Source organism: Hymenobacter profundi (genome assembly GCF_019334315.1).
Classification (GTDB): domain Bacteria; phylum Bacteroidota; class Bacteroidia; order Cytophagales; family Hymenobacteraceae; genus Hymenobacter; species Hymenobacter profundi.
Genome location: NZ_JAHWGL010000066.1, coordinates 1 through 21,095, shown reverse-complemented (window position 1 = coordinate 21,095; position 21,095 = coordinate 1). Strand labels below are relative to the sequence as shown.

Below are 21,095 nucleotides of genomic sequence, written 5' to 3'. Positions count from 1 at the left end.
GTGCTTCATCTGGCGTCCGCGCAGCCGAAGCATCTCTACTGCAGCCGTAATCTTTCTCAATAAGAATTACTATTGCGGTAGAGATGCTTCGGCTGCGCGGACGCCAGATGAAGCACGACGTTCATGCGCTTACTATTCAACATCTCATTTCTGTGTCTTACGAACGTTTAGAGGCTTGCCCGGTGTGCGGGAAATTGGACTTCCAGAATAAGCTGGTGGTTGAAGATAAGTCGGTGAGCAAGGAGAGCTTCGCTATTCAGCAGTGTACGGCGTGCAAATTTCAGCTCACCAATCCGCGCCCCGATGCGGCCCATATTGGGCGGTATTACGAGTCAGATGAATATGTGTCGCACAACAGCGGCGCGGCTGGGCTCATCAACCAAGCCTATAAAGTAGCCCGCTTTTTTACCCTGCGGCGCAAGGTGGCTCTGCTGAATCGGTTGGTGCCAAGCAAAGGCAAACTGCTGGACTACGGCTGCGGTACGGGTCATTTTGTGGCGGCGGCCAAGTCCGATGGCTGGCAGGTGCATGGCCTAGAACCCAACCCCCGCGCCCGCGAAGAGGCGATGCGTAGGGTAGGGGCCAACGTGGGCACGCCTGAAGACCTCGGCAAGCTACCGGCCGGCTCCTTCGACGTGATTACGCTGTGGCACGTATTGGAACACGTTCATACCCTGAACGAAACCCTGCGCCAGCTCATTCAGCTCTTGAAGCCGGAGGGTGTGCTTATCATTGCCGTTCCCAACGTAGAAAGCCTCGACGCTCAGCACTACCGCCAGGATTGGGCGGCCTACGACGTGCCGCGCCATCTCTACCATTTTGCGCCCAATACCATGCGCCAGTTGCTGAAAAAGCACAAAATGCAGGTGCGCGAAACCCTACCCATGGCCCTGGACGCCTACTACGTGAGCATGCTCAGCGAGAAACACCGCGCCGAGCAGGGGCAGGGCATGTTGGCCGTGTTGAAAGCCGGCTACCAGTCGAACCGCTACGCGGCCCAGCACGGCGGGCAATATTCCAGCCTGATTTACGTAGCTACTCGGCGCTAAGCCTGTTCCCCAATGGGGTAGGGGAGGGGCTATGTAGTTGATTGTTAAGTTGAGTGATAGTGGGCGGCGGTGAGCGAAGCCTGCGCTTCGTGCCGCCGTCACTGTTTTTGTCTATTTATTTATGATGCAATTTGTGCGTGCTGGTTGGATACGGTGGGTAGCCGGGTTGGCGCTGCTGAGCGGCTGCGCTACCATTGCCTCGCCCGATGGTGGTGCACGCGACCTGGTTCCGCCCGAGCTGGTGAGCACTAGCCCAGAACAGGGCGCCCGCAACGTGACGACCCAAACCATTCGGCTGGAGTTTTCGGAGGAAGTGCAGTTGCAGGACTTGGCCAAAAACCTGATTGTGGCCCCGCTGATTCCGGATGAGAACCACTACAAAGTGCGCGAGGACCGCACGGCTATTTCGCTGATTTACGATAAGCCGTTTGCGCCGAATACCACCTACTCCTTCAACTTTGGGGATGCCGTAGTGGATATCACCGAGAAGAACAAGGCCAAAAACGTGCGGCTGGCGTTCAGTACCGGCCCGCAGCTCGACTCGGGTATGGTGCGCGGCGTGGTGACGGACCTGCTCACGACCAAGCCTGCCGAGAATGCCTCCGTGATGCTATACCCCGCCAACGACACCGCCTTTTCGGTGCGCAAGGGTAGGCCCTACTACCTCACTCGCACCGACAAATCCGGCGCTTTCACTCTGGAAAACCTGAAGGCAGGCCCGTACCGGCTGTATGCTTTGGTGGATAAAAACCAGAGCTTCCGCTATGAAGATGGGGAGAAAATTGCCTACCTCCCCGAGCCCATTCAGGTAGGCGAAACACTCGACTCGGTGCGCCTACAACTGGTGCGCCCCGACGCCCGCCGGGCGCTCATTACTGGTCAGCAGCCCGAGCCTACCCGGTTCAAGGTATCCTTCAACGAGGGAGTAAGCCGGGCGCGCCTGGCTCCACTGCCCGGCACCGCCGCCCGCCCCGACACGGCTACCCTCAACCAAGGCATATTGCTAGCTGAGGAGGGCAAGACGCTATTAGTCTTCAAAACGCCCACCTTTACGGAGGGCCGCTACGTACTCACGGCCGCCGATAGTGCCGGCAACGTAGGCCGCGACACCCTCGACGTGCGCTTTCAGGGCAAAGAACCAACGCGCCGGGCAGTAGGCTACGCCGTGGAAGGCAATCCGCAGCAAGTGTACCGCCAGGGTCAGGTGCGGGTGAAGTTCGCGGTGCCCGTACGCATTGCGCCAGACAAGCCCTTTGCTACCCTCACTGAAGACTCTACCGCAGCCAAGCGCCCCCTGCGCCTACCCAAAGACGGCCGCCTGAACGATACCCGCACGGAGCTAACCATTAACCTGGATACCAAGGCCGAGAAAACGCTGGTTTTTCAGTTCGACAGTACCAACATTCAGGCCGTCACGGGGCAGTCGTTGGGCTTTCGGCCGCTGAAGCTGGGCGTGAGCGAGCAGCCGGCTTCTGGGTCGTTGTCGGGTACCATACAGACCAAGTATACCAGCTACGAGGTGCAGGTAATCGACCAGAAAGCCCAGACGATAGCAGTGCTCAAAAGCCCCAAAAAGACGTTCCGCTTCGATAACCTGCCGCCCGGCACCTACCGCCTGCGGGTGCTCATCGACGCCAACAACGACGGCACCTGGCAGGGCAGCGACCCGAATCTGCAAGTGCCTCCCGAGCCGATTTACCTCGGCCCAGTGCTACAACCTGTGCGGGCCGGGTGGGATCAGGAAGAGATTAAGCTGGTCTTTTAGAATTGTTTTCTCGGACTCAAAGCCCCTGCCTACGTATGGCAGGGGCTTTTTTATTGATGGCATTCTTGCAGGCGTCTGCTTATGCGCATGGGTAAGGCGCAAGCTCGTCGTTAACTACCGCTCCGCCCTACCCGTACGTGCTGGGGTACCCCACTTCCTTCGCCATGTCCGACACCATCGACCCTACCCACACCTCTGGTGCTACCCAGTCTACCTGGTTTGCCACCACCGAAGCGCTACCTACTTTTTCGCCCCTACGCCAAAACTTCACGGTAGATGTGGTAGTGGTAGGTGCGGGCATTGCCGGTCTTACCACGGCCTACCTGCTGGGCAAAGAAGGAAAGCGCGTAGCCGTGCTGGAAGATGGTGAAATAGCCAGCGGCGAAACCGGCCGCACCACAGCTCACCTTTCCAATGCGCTGGATGACCGCTACACCACGCTGGAGCAGTTGTTTGGACAGGAGGGCGCCCGCCTGGCCGCCGAAAGTCATGGTGCTGCCATCGACCAAATTGAGCAAATAGTAGCCGATGAGCAGATTGATTGTGATTTCAGCCGCTTAGATGGCTACCTGTTTCTGGCGAAAGAAAACACCCACCAGGAGCTCTTGGACGAGCGCGATGCCGCGCACCGCGCCGGCCTTACTGGGGTAGAGTGGCTACCTGATGCTGGTACTGAGGGCTTCCAGACCGGCGAGTGCCTACGCTTTCCCAACCAGGGCCAGTTTCATATTTTGAAATACCTGCGCGGGGTAGCGAAAGCCATTGTGGCGCAAGGTGGCCAAATCTTCACGCACTCCCACGCCACCGAAGTGCAAGGCGGCGACACGGCGCTGGTGCGCACCACCGAAGGCTTTGAGGTACGCGCCCAGGCCGTAGTAGTGGCCACTAATACGCCGTGCATCGACCGTGTAGTGATGCACACCAAGCAGGGCGCCTACCGCACCTACGCGCTGGGCGCCCAGGTGCCGCGTGGCGCCGTTACCACGGCCCTGTATTGGGATATGGCCGATCCGTACCACTACATCCGCGTGCAGCCAGTACCGGATTCTGATTCGAACGATCTATTGATTGTAGGCGGTGAGGACCATTCAGTGGGGCACGACGATCCGCAGGCCCGGCTGGCTTGCCTGGAAGAATGGACACGGGCGCATTTTCCGGCTATTACTTCCATCGATTTCCGCTGGTCGGGGCAGGTGCTGGAGCCTAATGATGGCCTGGCCTACGCCGGGCGCAATCCGCTGGACGAGCCCAACGTGTACATCATCACCGGCGACTCGGGCCACGGCATGACGCACGGCACGCTGGGCGCGATGCTGCTGCGCGACCTCATCCTAGAACGCTCCAACCCCTGGGCGGAGCTCTACGGCCCCGGCCGCGTAACGCTCAAAGCAGAATCGCTTAAGGAGTTTGCCCGCGAAAATGCCCGCGTAGTAGCCGACTACACCGACCTACTCACGGGCGGCGACGTGGCCTCAGCCGATGCTATTGCACCCGGCAGCGGCGCCGTACTGCGGCACGGCGTCACGAAGGTGGCTGTGTATAAAGACCAGCAGGGACAGGTACACGAGTGCTCCGCCATTTGCCCGCACCTAGGTTGCGTGGTGCATTGGAATGAGTTGGAAACCAGCTGGGATTGTCCGTGCCACGGCTCCCGTTTCGATGCGTACGGTAAGCTGCTGATGGGACCCGCCAACTCAGACCTAGCACCGTCATAAGCCTACCCTTTTCCTACCCCCGTTGCAGCGCAAGGCCTGGCTTTTCAGTCAGGCCTTTGTTTTTGCAGCTTGCCCTGATTTTGGGTTTAATAGGATGGATAGAATGTCGGCTATATGAGTTATTCACACTCAAAAGTGCCCGTACGGGCTTGTAGTGCGGTACCCTTTATTTTATCCACATATTTATCCACTGCCTTTTCCGCAACCCACATAATGTGTGGATAATATGGTGGAAACCTGGGGATAACTCGTGGATAAAAAGCGGATAAGTTTTTTTGCACGGTGAATAACCCTTACAGGTGAAATTGGCTGTGGATAAGGGTGGATAACTATCCCCTAAAAAACCCACAATCCACACTGCGATGTGCGTGTGGATTGTGGATTTGTGGACAAGCCTGTGGATTGTGAATAATCGATTTAACTGCTTTAATATCTGTTGTTTAGTATCCACATACCCTGTTGATAGACAGTGGATAACTGCTTTTTTATTCACAAGTTATCAGCCATGTTGATAACCCTTCCGATTTATCCACTTATGCACACTCCTAACAACAGGGATAAAAGAGAAAAATTTAAAAAATGAATTTAAAAAGTTATTAACTCTGTGGAAAAGCGAAAGGCCTCGTTCAGGCGGTTGGGCAGAGTCGAGCTTCGCTTGGGCAGGTAGGTAGAGCCAAGTTGCGGTCGGGCGAGTAGGCAGAACCGGGCTTCGCACACGGGGGGCGCTGGGCGGCAGTTATCCACGATTTAGCCGCAGGGTGGTGGATAAGTAGGTTAAATGGCCGCTCGTCGGTTTTCAGCGTATAAACTTCTCTGAACTTCGCCTGCCATGCCCTTCGACTACAACCTGGATTTCCACCATACCGACTTCCGCCAGCACCCGGAACTGTACCGGGTGGGCAAGGGCGAGCAGGGTGTACTGCTGGTAGAGCCCTATAAGTCGGAGATTCTGCCTCACTGGCGCTTCCGTACGCCCGAAGTAGCCCAGAAGTCGTCGGAGAAGATTTACGCGCTGTTTGAGGCGTATTTGCGCGATGAGGACTTTGTGGGTGCCGATATGGCCCGCAAGTTTTTGCAGATGGGCTACACCCGCGCCCGGCGCTACGCCAACCACCGTGGCGGCAAGAAGTACGACGGTCCCGTGCCGGACGACAAAAAAGGCCAGAGTGGCGCCCACGGCCGGGCCGAGCTACCCCGAGCCCCCGAAGACCCTACCAAAGCCGAGGCCGCCCGCATCTTCAAAGAGAAGTGGGATGCGGCCCGGGCCTACCCTCTCTACCAAGAGCAGAAAGCTGACTTTGAACAGCGCTACGGAAAATGAGTTGTCAGTGTGGATAAAATCAGCGTACTGATAACTCTCAACGGCCAACCGGCAACTGAACTCCTACCTTTACTCTCCTTCACCAAACCCCTACCCCTATGCAAACGACCCCTAATACCCCCGACGATACGTTGGAAGAACACGAAATCATCCTAGGCACCGGCATGGGTCCCTTGAAGTTTGGCGCCACCCGCGACGAGGTGCGTCAGCTGATGGGCGAGCCCGAGGAAATTGAAGAGTCGGATGACGACGACGAGTTTGAGCACCAAGCCTGGAACTACCTCGACGAAGGCTACTCCCTGTACTTCGACCGCGAGGACGACTACCGCCTGAGCTGCATCGAAACAGACTACCCCGCGATGCGCCTGTTCGGCGAGTCTATCCACGGCAAGTCGGTGGAGGAGATTCAGGACCTGATGCGCCGCAACAACGTGGAAGACCCAGAAGTGGAAAAAATGGATACCGGTGAGATGCGTCTTTCCTATGAAGACCAGATGATTGACCTGTATTTCGACGAAGGCGAACTGCAATTTGTCAACTTCGGTGTGTTCATAGACGACGACATGGAGGTACAATGGCCGGCCTAAAGCTGGAGTTATCCACAAAATCAGACTAAAACAGTGTGGATAAGTGGATAACTCATTGGTTTTCTAGTGAATTGATCTCATTTTGCTAATCTAAGCGTGTTAGCAACCACGTTATCAACACAACTGTTAACAACGCAAAAGCCGCTCCCACAATGGGAGCGGCTTTTGTCTTCTCAGCCCAAAAAGAAGCTAGCAGCTACTCTAAATCAGCGCTCGGAATAGCAGGAACAAACTGCCAGCCAAGAACATGGTTACAGGCAGCGTGAGTATCCAGGCCAAGGCAATGCTGCGAATCATCTGCGGGTTCAGGTTCTTCACACCGCGGTTGGCCACCATGCTACCTGCAATGGCCGACGATAATACGTGGGTAGTAGAGGATGGCAAGCTCAACCAGGTAGAGCCACCAATCATAGCCGCTGCTACCAGTTCCGAGGAAGCGCCTTGGGCATACGTTAGGTGCTCCTTGCCAATTCGCTCACCAATCGTTTTCACAATGCGCTCCCATCCTACCATCGTACCAATACCCAGGGATAGGGATACCATGAGGAGCACCCACCACGGGGCGTAATCCGTGAAGCGGCGCATATCGGTGATGGCGGCTTCGTAGGTGTTGCGGTCATTGGTGCTTAGGCTCACCTTATCGCTGCCAATGATTTTCTTAGCGCTGCTATAGGTGAGCAGAATAGCCTTGCGAATGCGGAACCGCTCGGCCTGGGGAAGCTGCGCCACGTCGGTTTTGCCGCTGAATATGCTGTCGAGGGTAGCGGTCTGGGACTTCACTTCCAGCAGATTCTGGCGATTATCGGCACTCAGCTCCTGCGGGTTTACTTTGTTCATCACCAGCTCCACCCGCTGCAACGACTCGCGCATGTCCAGTGGGTTCAAGGTTTGGTCGATGGCGAAGTAGGTAGGCACAATGCCAATCAGGATCAGCATAATCAGGCCCACGCCTTTCTGACCGTCGTTGGAGCCGTGGAAAAAGCTCACCAGCGTACAAGTGGTTACCAGCGTCAGACGAATCCAGAGGGGTGGGGGCTTGCGCTTGTGTGGCTCTTTGAAGATGGTTTTGCTCTTCACAAAGCGCTTGAGCATATACATCAGCAAAATAGTGAGCGTGAAGCCGAACAGCGGCCCTACCAGTAGGGCAAGGCCTGCCTCGCCGGCTTTGCCCCAGTTCACGCCGGAGCCATTACCACCCGAAATCAGGCTGAACGCAATGCCTACCCCTAAGATGGACCCAATGAGGGCGTGCGACGACGACGAGGGTAGGCCGTAGTACCATGTGCCCACGTTCCAGATAATGGCAGCCAGAATGAGGGCGCCTACCATGGCAATGCCGTGGTACACGTTCTGATCAACTAAGCTTTCGACGGGCAATAGGTAGATAATACCCATCGCAACGCCAATACCACCGGAAAATACGCCGATGAAATTCCAGAATGCCGACCATACCACGGCCACCCACGGGCGCAGGGTGTTGGTGTAGATGACGGTGGCCACGGCATTAGCTGTGTCGTGGAAACCGTTAACGAATTCGAACGCGCAGGCTGCCAGCAAACAAACTAGCAGCAGTAGTAGCACGTGAGGCTCTAAGCCGAACATAAGAGGGTAGTTGGTGAGAAATCAGATTTCAGCAGTCAAAGGTACAGGTACCCCAAAGGGTAGCAAGATTATGAAATTGTTACTGGAATTGCCGAATCGGTAACTTATAGGTAATCTGAGAGGCTAAAGAACTGGGAGATTAAATAGGGTAGAGATGAGCAAGGACTGAACGATGGCGCGAGGCTGTGTCCCGTGCCGTCTAGTAGCAAGGCTTCTGGCCTGCGGTCGTCCGCGCCAATGGCGATATTCGGGAAAAGTTATCCGAGTGAGTAGGCCAGAGGCCAGCTACTAGACGGCACGGGACACAGCTCCACGCCATTGCGTCGCCACAAAATCCGTGAAATCCGTTAAAATCCGCGCTAATCCGTGATACTTTTGCAGCTATGAGCAACGCCCCGCAGAAACCTTCCCTCGAGAATACCCAGCTGAAAGATATTGTCAGCCACGCCAAGGAATACGGTTTCGTATTCCCGTCCAGTGAAATCTACGACGGCCTGGCCGCCGTGTACGACTACGGCCCCAACGGCGTGGAGCTGAAAAACAACCTCAAACGCCTCTGGTGGCAGGCCATGACGCAGCTGCACCAGAACGTGGTCGGCATTGATGCGGCTATCTTCATGGCGCCCCAAACCTGGGTTGCCTCTGGCCACGTGGCTGGTTTCAACGACCCCTTGGTGGATAACCTCGACAGCAAGAAGCGCTACCGCGCCGATGTGCTGGTGGAAGACAAAGCCGCCGAGTACGAGGCCGCCGGTCAGCAAGACCGCGCCGCCGACTTGCTCGCTACCCTCGGCCGCCTGCTTACCGACAACGACCTGGCCGCCGTGAAGGAGCTGATTGTGTCGGAGAAGATTGTGTGCCCCATCTCCGGCACCTGCAACTGGACCGACGTGCGCCAGTTCAACCTGATGTATTCCACCCAGGGCTCGGCCGTGGAAGGCGACGCCGCCCAGATTTACCTGCGCCCCGAAACCGCCCAGGGTATCTTCGTGAACTTCCTGAACGTGCAGAAATCGGCGCGGCAGAAGGTGCCGTTTGGTATTGCTCAGATTGGCAAGGCCTTCCGCAACGAAATTGTGGCCCGCCAGTTCATCTTCCGCATGCGGGAATTCGAGCAGATGGAAATGCAATTCTTTGTGCGCCCTGGCACCGAAGGTGAGTGGTACGACACCTGGAAGGCTGCCCGTCGCCGTTTCCACGAGGCCGTGGGCTTGGCGCCCGAGAAGCTGCGCTTCCACGACCACGACAAGCTGGCGCACTACGCCAAAGCTGCCGTGGACATCGAGTATGAGTTTCCCTTCGGCTTCAAGGAAATCGAGGGCATCCACTCCCGTTCCGATTTCGACCTGACCCAGCACCAGGAGCTGAGCCGCAAGAAGCAGCAGTACTTCGACAACGACGTGAACCCCGAGACCGGCAAGCCCTACGGCAACTACGTGCCCTACGTAGTAGAAACCTCGGTAGGCGCCGACCGCCTGTTCCTGGCTACCCTGTGCCAGGCCTACCAGGAAGAAACTATCACCGAAGGCGAAGGCGAGAAGGAGCAAACCAAAACCCGCACCTTCCTGAAGCTGCACCCGGCGCTGGCCCCCATCAAAGCGGCCATTTTCCCGCTGGTGAAAAAGGATGGCATGCCCGAGAAGGCCGAGGAAATCTTCAACAGCCTACGTTTCGACTTCCCCGTGATTATGGAGGAGCGCGACGCCATCGGCAAGCGCTACACCCGCCAGGACCTCATCGGCACACCGTTCTGCATTGTGGTAGATGGCCAAACGCTGGAAGACGACACCATAACCGTCCGCCACCGCGACTCGCGCGAGCAAACCCGCATGCCCATCAGCGAGCTGCGCGCCTACATTGGCCAAGCCGTGAGCTTCGCCCGGATTTTCGAGAAGCTGTAAGCGTGATTGAACTGAGTGACAACAGAAACGGCCCCGAGCAATCGGGGCCGTTTCTGTTGTTAGAAAGGGTAGGAAACTCAATTATCACTCAGCCAGGCGCTGGCTTCGTGGCGGGAGGTGAAATAGTTGAACTCCACCTGTGCGGGCGTCAGGCTGGTGTTGCCCATCAGGTAGCTGCCGATCTGGTGTTGATACTGTCCCTCAGACAACACAGCGGCAATGTACACCGGCCGGTCGAGGGTAGGGGGAAAGGTGCGGGCCAATGGCTCCAGCAGATATTCTTCGTCGTCGGCTGGTGGGGCGTTGCGCTTGAGATCCAACAGAAGCTTACCCACGTTTTTGCGCAACATCTCATCCAATGCCAGCTGATACGCTTGTTCAAACGACATAGAGAGGCTGGTGGCGCTATACGTGAGTTGCAACATATCCGTCTTACGATGGTAAGTAAGTAAGACTTCCGGAGCTTGAAACAAAATCATCGAGTAAGAAGAGCAATGGTAATACTACCACTTCGAAATACATTTGGGAAAAGGAAAACAACCTTGTTATTGTATTATACCTGTATATAGTAACTGTAAAGCTCGTTATATTTAAAATATAATTTTATGTATGTACCTACATTTTTTTATAAACGCCATTGCCGTTGCTTTAGTGCATTTTTCGACGCCGTAGACTAGCTGCCCCGCTTTGCGTACCTTTGCTCCATTTTAGCAGCCTATGTGGAGTAAACTCGCCTTATTCATCATCAAGAACCGGCGGCTGCTACTTCTGCTGCTGGCGGCTATTACGGTGTTTATGGCCTGGAAAGCCAAAGACGTAGAAATGACCTACGACTTTGCCCAGGTGGTCCGGCCCGATGACCCGGACATGGTGTATTTCCAACGCTTCAAAAAGCAGTTTGGGGAAGACGGCAACGTGCTGGTGCTGGGCTTGCAGGATAGCAGTATCTACCGGCTCGGCAACTTCAACGAGCTGCGCACCCTCACCGATACCCTGGGTAAAGTGCAGGGCGTGAGTGGTGTGCTGAGCATCACCAAGCTCATTCGGCTGGATAAGGATACGGCCAACCGGCAGTTCCAGGCGGTGCCCATCTTCCGCACGTTTCCGCAGACGCAGGCCCAGCTGGACTCGCTGATGCAGATCGTGAACCAGCAGGAATTCTACAAAGGCCAGCTGATCTCACCGCGTACCGGGGCTACCCTGCTGGCTCTCACCATGGACCCGAAGTACCTGAACTCCAGCCGGCGACAGGCCGTGATGGATAAGATTCTGGGCCACGCCGAACGTTTCAGCAAGAAAACCGGCATTCGGCTGCACTACGCCGGCCTACCCTACGTGCGGTCTACCATGACGAGCAAGGTAGCCGGCGAGATGAAGTTTTTCGTGCTGCTGACGGTGCTCATCATGGGCGCTACCCTGCTGATGTTCTTCCGCTCGTGGGCGGCCGTGGTGTTTCCGCTGCTTATTGTGCTGATTGTGGTGGTGTGGTGCATTGGCTCGATGGTGCTGCTGGGCTTCAAAATCAGCCTGCTCACGGGCCTGATTCCGAGCATTCTCATCGTAATTGGCATCCCCAACTGCACCTACCTGCTCTCGCGCTACCACTACGACTACCGCAAATCCGGCAACCAGGTGCTTGCTATGACGCGCGTAGTGCGCAAAATTGGGCTCGTAACGCTTATGAACAACACGACCACGGCCATCGGCTTTTTCGTGTTTTGCTTCACCAACATTGCCATTCTCTACGAGTTCGGGCTGGTGGCGACCATCAACATTTTCGCCGCCTTCGTCATCTCGTTTATCATGATTCCGGCCATCTTCACCTACCTACCGCCGCCTACCCCCAAGCAGCTGGAGCACCTGGACGCCAAGCCGCTGACCAAGCTGCTAGAGTTCTTTGAGCACCTGGTACTGGAGCGACGCGGCACGGTATACATTCTGGCCCTGGCGCTGGTGGGGCTGTCGGCGCTGAGCATCACGCGGGTGAAGGCCATTTCCTACATGGTAGACGACCTGCCCAAAGACTCGTCGGTAAATGCCGACCTGAGCTTCTTCGAGCAGCACTTCAATGGCATCATGCCTCTGGAAATTGTGGTGGATACGGGCAAGAAAAAGGGCATTCTGAAGCTGAAAAACCTGGAGCGCATCGACCGGCTGGAGAACTTCCTGCGCACCCAGCCCGAGCTAACGGCCCCCGTCAGCATCGTCACCTTCCTGAAGGCTGCTACCCAAACGTTCTACAACGGCGAGCCCGACTACTACCGCCTCCCCGACAACTCCGAGAAGAACTTTATTCTGAGCTATCTGGCCCGCTCGCAGGGCAACGGCGGCCCCATGAACAGCAAGTTGCTGCGCTCTTTCGTGGACGATTCGAGCCAGCAGGCGCGCATTTCGCTGAAGGTGGCCGACATCGGCTCCCGCAACCTCGATACGCTGCTTGCCAATAAGATTCAGCCTCAAATCCGGGAAATATTCAACGGCACGGGCATGGATGTGAGAATGACGGGCACCACCATCATCTTCACTAAGGGCAACGAATACCTCATCAATACCCTCAAAGAAAGCCTGGCCTGGGCCTTTGGGCTGGTAGGGCTGGTGGTGCTGCTGCTGTTTCGCTCGGTGCGGGCGGTGTTCTTCACGCTCCTACCTAACCTCGTTACGCTGGTGCTCACGGGTGGGCTGATGGGCCTGTTTGGCATTCCCTTGAAACCCAGCACGGCCCTCATTTTCAGCATTGCGCTGGGCATTGATGGCGATAATTCCATTCACCTGCTGGCCAAGTTCCGGCAGGAACTGGCTTCCAACGGCCGCCACGTGCGCGCTGCTATCAGCACTACCCTGCGCGAGGCTGGTACTAGCATGATTTACACCAGCATCACGCTGTTTCTGGGCTTTGCGGTGTTTGCCTTCAGCGAGTTTGGCGGCACCAAGGCCCTGGGCCTACTGATGTCGGCTAGCTTGCTGATTACCAACTTCTCCAACCTGATTTTGCTACCCTCCTTGCTGGTTACTTTCGAGCACGGGGTAGACGAAGAAATTGACCGCTCTGGCCTACGCCACTACGACGACCAATACCACGAGGAAGACGACGACGTGGAATTGAACCTGGATAAGATGCAGGTGAAACGGTTGAACAGTTAACCCCTTAAAAGTAGTTGTCATCCTGAGCCTGCGAAGGACCTTCTCACGCTAGAACGACCACACGTCAGATAATTACAATCTATCGTGAGAAGGTCCTTCGCAAGCTCAGGATGACAGTTTTGCATACGCTCCCCACAACGCATATATGAACTACCCCGAATTTAAACAGCCGCTCAACTACGCTCAGGTCGGTACCGATATCCTGGCCTGGTGGAAGCAGAACGGCATCTTCGAAAAGAGCGTGAGCAGCCGCGAAGGGCAGCCCACCTACGTGTTCTACGAGGGGCCACCCTCGGCCAACGGCGCGCCCGGCATCCACCACGTGATGGCGCGCACGGTGAAGGATATTTTTTGCCGCTACCACACCATGCTGGGCAAGCAGGTGCCGCGCAAAGGCGGCTGGGACACCCACGGCCTACCCATTGAGCTACAGGTAGAAAAGGAGTTGGGCATCACGAAGGAGGACATCGGCAAGAAGATCAGCATTGAGGACTACAACCAGCGCTGCCGCGAAACCGTGATGCGCTTCAAGGCCCAGTGGGACGACCTGACGGAGAAGATGGGCTACTGGGTGGACCTCAACGACCCCTACATCACCTTCGAGCCGGAGTACATCGAAAGCTGTTGGGCGCTGCTTAAGAAGCTCTACGACAAGGGCTTGCTCTACAAAGGCTACACCATTCAGCCCTACTCCCCGGCGGCTGGTACCGGCTTGTCGTCGCACGAGCTGAACCAGCCCGGCACCTACCGCGACGTGAAGGACACGACCATTGTGGCCGAGTTTGAGGTAAAGCGCGATGAGCAATCGGAGAAGCTATTTGCGTTGGCCGATAATCTGCCGGTGTTCATCATGGCCTGGACAACCACGCCGTGGACCTTGCCGGCCAACACGGGGTTGGCTGTAGGGAAGAACATTCGTTACGCGGTGGTGCGTACTTTTAATCCATATACCTATGAGCCGCAGGTAGTTGTATTGGCGAAGGTGTTGGTGAACCGCTACTTCACGGAAAAGGGCGCGCAGGCATCGCTGGAAGACTACAAAGCCGGCGACAAGGTGCTGCCGTGGCGCCAGGTAGGCGAGTTCAGCGGTGCTGAGCTGGTAGGAATCCGCTACGAGCGCCTGTTCGGCCACGAAGCCGGTTTCCCGGTTTTCGAAAGCGAGGAAAAAGCCTTCCGCGTGATTCCCGGTGACTTTGTGACGACGGAAGACGGTACTGGCATCGTGCACATCTCGCCCACCTTCGGCGCGGATGACTTTAAAGTAGCCCAGCAAAACGACGTGCCGGCCCTGCTGGTAGCCGACGACCAGGGCAAGCTCGGTCCCATTGTAGACCGCACCGGCCGCTACGTGCAGCAAATGGGCGAGTTTGGTGGCCGCTGGGTGAAGAACTACGACGGTCACGATGAATCGGCTGCCGACTACCGCACGCTGGACGTGGACATCAGCGTACGGCTGAAGGAGCGCGGCCGGGCGTTCAAAGTAGAGAAGTACGAGCACACCTACCCGCACTGCTGGCGCACCGACAAGCCGGTACTTTACTACCCCCTGGATTCGTGGTTTATCAAGACCACAGCCGTGAAGGACCGTCTCATCGAGCTAAACAAAACCATCAACTGGAAGCCTGAAAGCACCGGCACCGGCCGCTTCGGCAACTGGCTGGAAAACCTAGTGGACTGGAACCTGAGCCGCTCGCGCTACTGGGGCACGCCCCTACCCATCTGGCGCACCCAGGACGGCACGGAGGAAATCTGCATCGGTAGCATCGCCCAGCTCAGTGCCGAAATTGATAAGGCGGTGGCGGCCGAGGTGATGACGCACAACCCGCTGCAAGACGCGGAGAAAATCGACCTGCACCGGCCCTACGTAGACGATATCTTCCTGGTTTCGCCCAGCGGGCTACCCATGTACCGCGAGACGGACCTCATTGACGTGTGGTTTGACTCGGGCGCCATGCCCTACGCGCAGTGGCACTACCCCTTCGAAAATCAGGAGAAATTCCAGAAGAATTTCCCCGCCGATTTCATTGCCGAAGGCGTGGACCAGACGCGCGGCTGGTTCTTCACCCTGCACGCGCTGGCCGTGATGCTGGAAGATTCCGTGGCCTATAAGAACGTGATGGCCAACGGCTTGGTGCTGGACAAGAACGGCAACAAGATGAGCAAGCGCCTCGGCAACGCCGTGGACCCGTTTGCCACCATTGGGCAGTTTGGGCCAGATGCTACCCGCTGGTACATGATTGTGAACGCGCCACCATGGGACAATCTCAAGTTCGACCCGGCCGGCGTAACGGAGGTGCAGCGCCGCTTCTTCGGCACGCTGTTCAACACCTACTCGTTCTTCTCGCTCTACGCCAACCTCGACCAGTACACCTACTCCCCGGAGCAGGCCGTACCCGTCGCCGAGCGTACTGAGTTGGACCGTTGGGTGCTAAGCAAGTTGCAATCTTTGGTGCGGGAGGTAGGCGGCCACTACGACAGCTACGACCCCACGAAAGCCGCCCGCGCTGTGCAGGATTTCGTGACCGACCAGCTCTCGAACTGGTACGTGCGTCTCTCGCGCCGCCGCTTCTGGAAAGGCGAACTGACCGCCGACAAGCGTGCCGCCTTCGATACGCTCTACGAATGCCTCTACGCCGTGGGGCAGTTAATGGCCCCCATCGCGCCGTTCTTCGCCGAGTGGCTCTACCAAAACCTGACCAACAGCCAGGTAGGGGAGAAGCCTGAATCGGTGCACCTGACGCTGCTGCAAGCCGCTCAAACGGAGTTGATTGACACAGCTTTAGAGGAACGCATGGAGCTGGCCCAGCGCATTTCGTCGCTCACGCACTCCATGCGGAAGAAGTCGGTACTGAAGGTGCGCCAGCCCTTGCAGCGCATCTTGGTGCCTGTGCTCAACGAAACAACGCGCGAGCAGGTAGGCAAGGTAGAAGACCTGATTTGCGCCGAGGTGAACGTGAAGCACGTGGAGTTCTTGGACGACACGAGCGGCGTGCTGGTGAAGTCGGTGAAGCCTAATTTCAAGCGCCTAGGTCAGCAATATGGCCCGAAGCTGAAGGTAGTAGGTGCGCGCATTCAGCAGATGACGGCCGAGGAAATCAGCCAGTTAGAAAAGACCGGCTCCTTACCCGTAGAAATCGACGGCGAAGCCTATACCCTGACGCCGGAAGACGTGGAAATCCGCACTCAGGACCTGCCCGGCTGGCTGGTAGCCACCGACGGACCGCTGACTGTGGCCCTCGACGTGACTCTAACTGACGAGCTACGTCAAGAAGGCGTGGCCCGCGAGCTAGTGAACCGCCTGCAAAACCTGCGCAAAGACTCGGGTCTGGAAGTGCAGGACAAAATCCGCGTGACGCTCGGTGCCGACCAGCCCGAATTGAAGGCCGCTGTACAGTCATTTGGCGACTACATACGCACCGAAGTGCAGGCCGTGGCTCTGGACTTTGCGGCCGATGTAAACGGTGGCTCGGTGCTGGAATTCGACGACTACTCGGTGCCGGTGCGGCTGGAACTCGCAAACGGCTAAAATGGGCCTTCTGGACCATCTGAACGGTGTAGGGACGCATATTTGCGTCTCGTCGTTGAACGACATTGGCCACGGGGCGCAGAAGACGAGACGCAAATATGCGTCTCTACACCGTGCGCTTAGTAACGCAAACAGCTTCTAAAGCTGAAGTGCCTACCGGCTCCTACAAAAAAGTCGGTAGGCACAACGGCGTCCAAATGGTGGGGTAGGGCGTATGTAACCGTCCAAATCCTCCCGATTCTGGTTCAAGAAGGCACAAACGGCCCGAAATTTATATACTGTTACCCGGAAGCTACGGTAAAAAGTCCGTGCGGCAAAGTCAAAAATTCAGCGTCTCTTTGTACTCTATGAAGTATTGGAAATACTACCTGGTGGCCCTGCTGGTCATCCTCGTCGATCAGCTCTCGAAGTGGGCCGTGCACACCTACATGCAACCCGGTATGCCCGGCGAAATCCCGCTCATCGGCGACTGGCTGAAGCTACACTACACGCTGAATCCGGGTATGGCCTTCGGGGTAGAGCTGCCACCGCCGTATGGTAAGGTGCTGCTTACTAGTTTCCGTATTGTGGCTGTAGGCTTCATTATCTACCTGATTAAGAAGTACTGGCGCCTGGGTGCTGCGTCCGGCCTGTTGGCCTGTGGCGGCCTTATTCTAGGCGGCGCCATCGGCAACCTGGTTGACTCGATTTTCTACGGCGTGGTATATGATAATGCACCTTTCAACGCGCCTACCCCCTGGCTACACGGCCAGGTAATCGACATGATTTACGTGGACATCTACGAAGGTTTCCTGCCCGAGTCGTGGCCCCTGGTGGGCGGCATGCACCTCTCGCTGTGGCCCATTTTCAACATTGCCGATTCTGCTATCTTCGTAGGCGTAGTGCTGATTCTGATTTTTCAGGGCCGTTTCTTCGCTGAACCTACGCACGAGGCGCATCCGGTGCAGCCCATCCACCGCGACCCAGCCGAAGCCTCAGAAGTGGTTTAAACGCTAAATTTTGCCTTATACAACAACGCCCGCGGTAACATCTACCGCGGGCGTTGTTGTTTTAAAAGAGCTTGTTTGACAAACAAAGCGTAAAAAGACCGTCATTCCAAGCTGGTCGAGGAATCTCGCGTGCTGAGGTAGGATACTATCTTTTGTCAGCGTGCGAGATTTCTCGACTAGCTTGGAATGACGGTCTACTGTGCGATTGATTTTACCACACTTGATGCACTTGCGGGCGAATTTTCTGGTCGTATACGGCGCGTACGGCTTGCATCTGCTCCTCCGTAAGAGTCGGTAGCTCGGCGGCTTGTAGATTAGCCGTGAGCTGTTCGGGCTTGGAGGCGCCGGGAATCACGCAGCTTACTTCGTCAAACATCAGCACCCAACGCAGCGCAATGGGCGCAAGGTTGGGCTGATCGGGAAACAGCTTTTTTAGCTCCTCCACAGCAGCGAGGCCCGTTTCATAGTCCACACCAGAGAAGGTTTCGCCTTTATCAAAGGCCTCGCCGTGGCGGTTGAACTGGCGGTGGTCGTCGGGTGCGAAGGTGGTTTGAGGCGTGAATTTGCCCGTGAGCAAGCCGCTGGCCAGCGGCACGCGCACAATCAAGCCCACATCGTGGCGCTTGGCTTCGGCAAACAATAGCTCCGTGGGGCGCTGCCGGAACATATTGAAGATGAGTTGAATGGTAGTCACATTTGGGAAGTTAAGTGCTTTCAAGCCTTCTTCCACGCGCTCTACGCTCACGCCCATATTCAGGATTTTGCCTTCTTCCTTGAGTCGATCAAACAACTCAAAAATCTCGGGACGGTAGTACACGTCGGTTGGTGGGCAATGGAGCTGAATGAGGTCCAGCGTTTCCAATTGCATGTTGCGCAGGCTGTTTTCCACAAACTGCCGCAGGGCTTTAGTCTGATACGCCTCATTGGTGTGCGGCTGCAATTGTCGGCCGCACTTGGTAGCCACATAAATGCGTTCCTGGCGGTTGCGCACGAGGCGACCTACCGCTTTTTCGCTCTCACCGTCGCCGTACACGTCAGCCGTGTCAATGAAGTTGATACCGCCATCTACAGCGGCATTTAAAATGGCATCGGCGTTTTCGTGGCTGAACGGCTCGCCCCAGCGGCCGCCTACCTGCCAGGTGCCTAGGCTAATTTCGGAGATGGAGAAGCCGGTTTTGCCAAGGGTGCGATGTTGCATAGGGTAGGGGAATAGTGGTTGGGTTTTGATTTCAGTCAGAGGGAGACGTCAGCTGAGCGCAGCGGAGTCGAAGCATCTCGCTGCTAACATTGGGTAACTAACGCAACGAAGCGAGCGAGATGCTTCGACTCCGCTACGCTCAGCATGACAGTTTACCTCACATACGCAAAGGGCGTACTTCTTGCTACGGCGCGGCTCTTTATCTTTACTTGCGTCCCTTCTATTCTTTTACCCGCTGTTCTGTGTCTGAGCCTTTGCTTTCCGTTCGCAATCTGACCATCGATTTCCACTCGCACCGGGGCGATACGCGGGCCGTAGCAGATATCTCGTTCGATCTGCACCGGGGTGAAACACTAGCAATTGTAGGCGAATCGGGTTCGGGCAAGTCCGTAACGTCGCTGGCACTGATGGGGCTGATTCCGCTGCCGCCCGGCAAAATCAGCAGCGGCACGGCCATATTTCAGTCGCCGGCTTTGGGTGAGGTAGACCTGCTCCGGCTCAGCGATAAGCAGCTACAGCAAGTCCGCGGCAACGACATTTCCATGATTTTTCAGGAGCCGATGACGTCCCTAAACCCGGTGTATACCTGCGGCAGCCAGGTGGTAGAGGCTCTGCGGCTGCACACTACCCTCACCGAGAAGGAAGCTGCGGCCCGCACCGTGGAGCTGTTCACGATGGCGCAGCTCCCGCGCCCGGAGAAAATATTCAGCAGCTACCCCCACGAAATCAGCGGCGGCCAGAAGCAGCGCGTGATGATTGCCATGGCCATGGCCTGCAACCCCGCCATCCTCATTGCCGACGAGCCCACCACCGCCCTCGACGTGACGGTGCAGGCCCGCATGCTCCAACTCATCGATGACCTGCGCCGGCAGCACAACACCGCCGTCCTGTTCATCACGCACGATTTGGGCGTAGTGGCCGAAATTGCCGACCGCATCATGGTGATGTACCGGGGTAGGGTAGTGGAGCAGGGTAGGGTGCTCGATATTTTCACTAACCCGCAACACCCCTATACCCGCGGCTTGCTGGCGTGCCGTCCAAAACTTTCTATTGGACGCAAAAAACTTCCTGTAGTAGCCGATTTCATGCATGAAGCCGCCGACGGAAGCCTGTTTTCTGCTTCACATGACGATACGCAACTACCTGCTACCGAAACTGCTGTATCACCTCAGAGCGAAACTGAATTTACCAAAACGTTCCCCGTGGAACATAACAGCGTTCCACGTTCCACCAATGATATAGGCAACCTGGAAACAGCACCTCTGGAATCGGGGCAATTGGTACCTGAAGCAACGGCTACTACCGTAGCAAAGGCTATTGATACGTCGGAAAAACCGGAGGTGGCTCCTGAGCAACGAACAGTAGTAGCATCAAACCCCGACACACCCTCAACCCAAGGCCCGCTTCTTCAGGTCGAAAATCTGAAAGTATACTTTCCCATTCGGAAGGGCTTTTTCCGACGCACCACAGAATTTGTGCGGGCGGTGGATGATGTCAGCTTTGATATTTATCCTGGCGAGACGGTAGGGCTAGTAGGGGAATCGGGGTGTGGCAAGACTACGCTGGGTAGAACCCTGTTGCGTCTGGTGGAACCAACCAGCGGCAGCATTCTGTTCGATGGAGTGGATCTGGCTACGCTCCCAACCGGGGAGCTGCGCCGCCGCCGCCGCGAGTTTCAGATGGTGTTTCAGGATCCTTATGCCGCGCTCAACCCTACCATGACGGTGGGCGAAGCCATCCTAGAACCCATGCGGGTACACGGGGTAGGCGGTACCAAAGCTGAGCAGAAGGCACGCGTGCTGGAACTGCTGCGCACGGTAGGGCTGCGCGAAGACCACTTCCTACGCTACCCCCACGAGTTCAGCGGCGGCCAGCGCCAGCGCATTTGTATTGCGCGGGCTTTGGCGCTACAACCTAAGTGTATCATCTGCGACGAATCCGTTTCGGCTCTCGACGTATCGGTGCAGGCCCAGGTGCTCAACTTACTCAACGACCTCAAGCGCGAGTTCGGCATCACCTACCTGTTCATCACCCATGACCTGTCGGTAGCCCGCTTCATGAGCGACCGGCTCTTGGTTATGAGCAAAGGGAAGATTGTAGAAAGCGGCCCCGCGGCCGAAGTCTACGCCAACCCGCAAAACGACTACACCCGCACGCTGCTGGCAGCCATCCCCAAAGACGAGCCCGCCGACATCCAGGCCGCCGTGGCCCGCCGCGAGGTATAGTTGTCAGAACCACGGATTCGCTCGGATTCGACGGATTAATCGGATTTCGTAGACGGACTACCTCTGTATCATTCCG

At 56.6% G+C, this 21,095-nt stretch carries 12 protein-coding genes and 1 pseudogene; 10 read left to right on the top strand and 3 right to left on the bottom strand.

What is annotated here, in order from left to right:
* Positions 1-152 precede the first annotated feature (152 nt).
* From KYK14_RS14840 to KYK14_RS14820, 5 genes and pseudogenes are all read left to right on the top strand, one after another.
* Complete coding sequence (locus KYK14_RS14840) at positions 153-1,049, top strand: class I SAM-dependent methyltransferase (protein ID WP_219159871.1); 897 nt, start codon at positions 153-155, stop codon at positions 1,047-1,049.
* Positions 1,050-1,170: 121 nt separating this feature from the next.
* Positions 1,171-1,563, top strand: a pseudogene (locus KYK14_RS22590) (Ig-like domain-containing domain); the annotation flags it as partial.
* 1,415 nt (positions 1,564-2,978) lie between these two features.
* Positions 2,979-4,529, top strand: coding sequence for an FAD-dependent oxidoreductase (locus tag KYK14_RS14830; RefSeq protein WP_219159867.1), 1,551 nt, complete (start codon positions 2,979-2,981; stop codon positions 4,527-4,529).
* An 829-nt stretch (positions 4,530-5,358) separates the two neighbouring features.
* A complete protein-coding gene (locus KYK14_RS14825; RefSeq protein WP_219159865.1) occupies positions 5,359-5,850 on the top strand; it encodes a DUF4385 domain-containing protein in 492 nt (163 codons plus the stop codon).
* A gap of 98 nt (positions 5,851-5,948) precedes the next feature.
* Positions 5,949-6,437, top strand: a complete 489-nt coding sequence (locus KYK14_RS14820; protein WP_185281846.1) for a hypothetical protein — start codon at positions 5,949-5,951, stop codon at positions 6,435-6,437.
* Positions 6,438-6,638: 201 nt separating this feature from the next.
* On the opposite strand, the gene KYK14_RS14815 is transcribed toward KYK14_RS14820, so the two are convergent.
* On the bottom strand, positions 6,639-8,039 hold the full coding sequence (locus tag KYK14_RS14815; protein WP_219159864.1) for an inorganic phosphate transporter: 1,401 nt from the start codon (positions 8,037-8,039) through the stop codon (positions 6,639-6,641).
* Positions 8,040-8,422: 383 nt separating this feature from the next.
* Between KYK14_RS14815 and KYK14_RS14810 the strand changes: the two genes are divergently transcribed.
* Positions 8,423-9,940 carry a glycine--tRNA ligase gene (locus KYK14_RS14810; protein WP_219159862.1) on the top strand — a complete coding sequence of 506 codons (1,518 nt, stop codon included), beginning with the start codon at positions 8,423-8,425 and terminating at the stop codon, positions 9,938-9,940.
* Positions 9,941-10,017: 77 nt separating this feature from the next.
* Here the strand turns inward: KYK14_RS14810 and KYK14_RS14805 are convergent, their stop codons facing one another.
* On the bottom strand, positions 10,018-10,365 hold the full coding sequence (locus tag KYK14_RS14805; protein WP_219159860.1) for a hypothetical protein: 348 nt from the start codon (positions 10,363-10,365) through the stop codon (positions 10,018-10,020).
* A gap of 292 nt (positions 10,366-10,657) precedes the next feature.
* Here KYK14_RS14805 and KYK14_RS14800 point away from each other — a divergent pair, with 292 nt between their 5' ends.
* The 3 genes from KYK14_RS14800 (at position 10,658) to KYK14_RS14790 (ending at position 17,596) form a co-directional block, all read left to right on the top strand.
* Positions 10,658-13,081 carry an efflux RND transporter permease subunit gene (locus KYK14_RS14800; RefSeq protein ID WP_208309028.1) on the top strand — a complete coding sequence of 808 codons (2,424 nt, stop codon included), beginning with the start codon at positions 10,658-10,660 and terminating at the stop codon, positions 13,079-13,081.
* A gap of 145 nt (positions 13,082-13,226) precedes the next feature.
* Entirely contained in the window at positions 13,227-16,607 is a 3,381-nt protein-coding gene (gene ileS, locus KYK14_RS14795; RefSeq protein WP_219159858.1) for an isoleucine--tRNA ligase, read from the top strand.
* Between the two features lie 347 nt (positions 16,608-16,954).
* Positions 16,955-17,596: a lipoprotein signal peptidase gene (locus KYK14_RS14790; protein WP_185281850.1), complete on the top strand. Its 642-nt coding sequence runs from the start codon at positions 16,955-16,957 to the stop codon at positions 17,594-17,596.
* 211 nt (positions 17,597-17,807) lie between these two features.
* On the opposite strand, the gene KYK14_RS14785 is transcribed toward KYK14_RS14790, so the two are convergent.
* Positions 17,808-18,794, bottom strand: a complete 987-nt coding sequence (locus KYK14_RS14785) for an aldo/keto reductase (protein WP_219159856.1) — start codon at positions 18,792-18,794, stop codon at positions 17,808-17,810.
* Positions 18,795-19,036: 242 nt separating this feature from the next.
* Here KYK14_RS14785 and KYK14_RS14780 point away from each other — a divergent pair, with 242 nt between their 5' ends.
* Entirely contained in the window at positions 19,037-21,019 is a 1,983-nt protein-coding gene (locus KYK14_RS14780) for an ABC transporter ATP-binding protein (RefSeq protein ID WP_343217114.1), read from the top strand.
* Positions 21,020-21,095 lie beyond the last annotated feature (76 nt).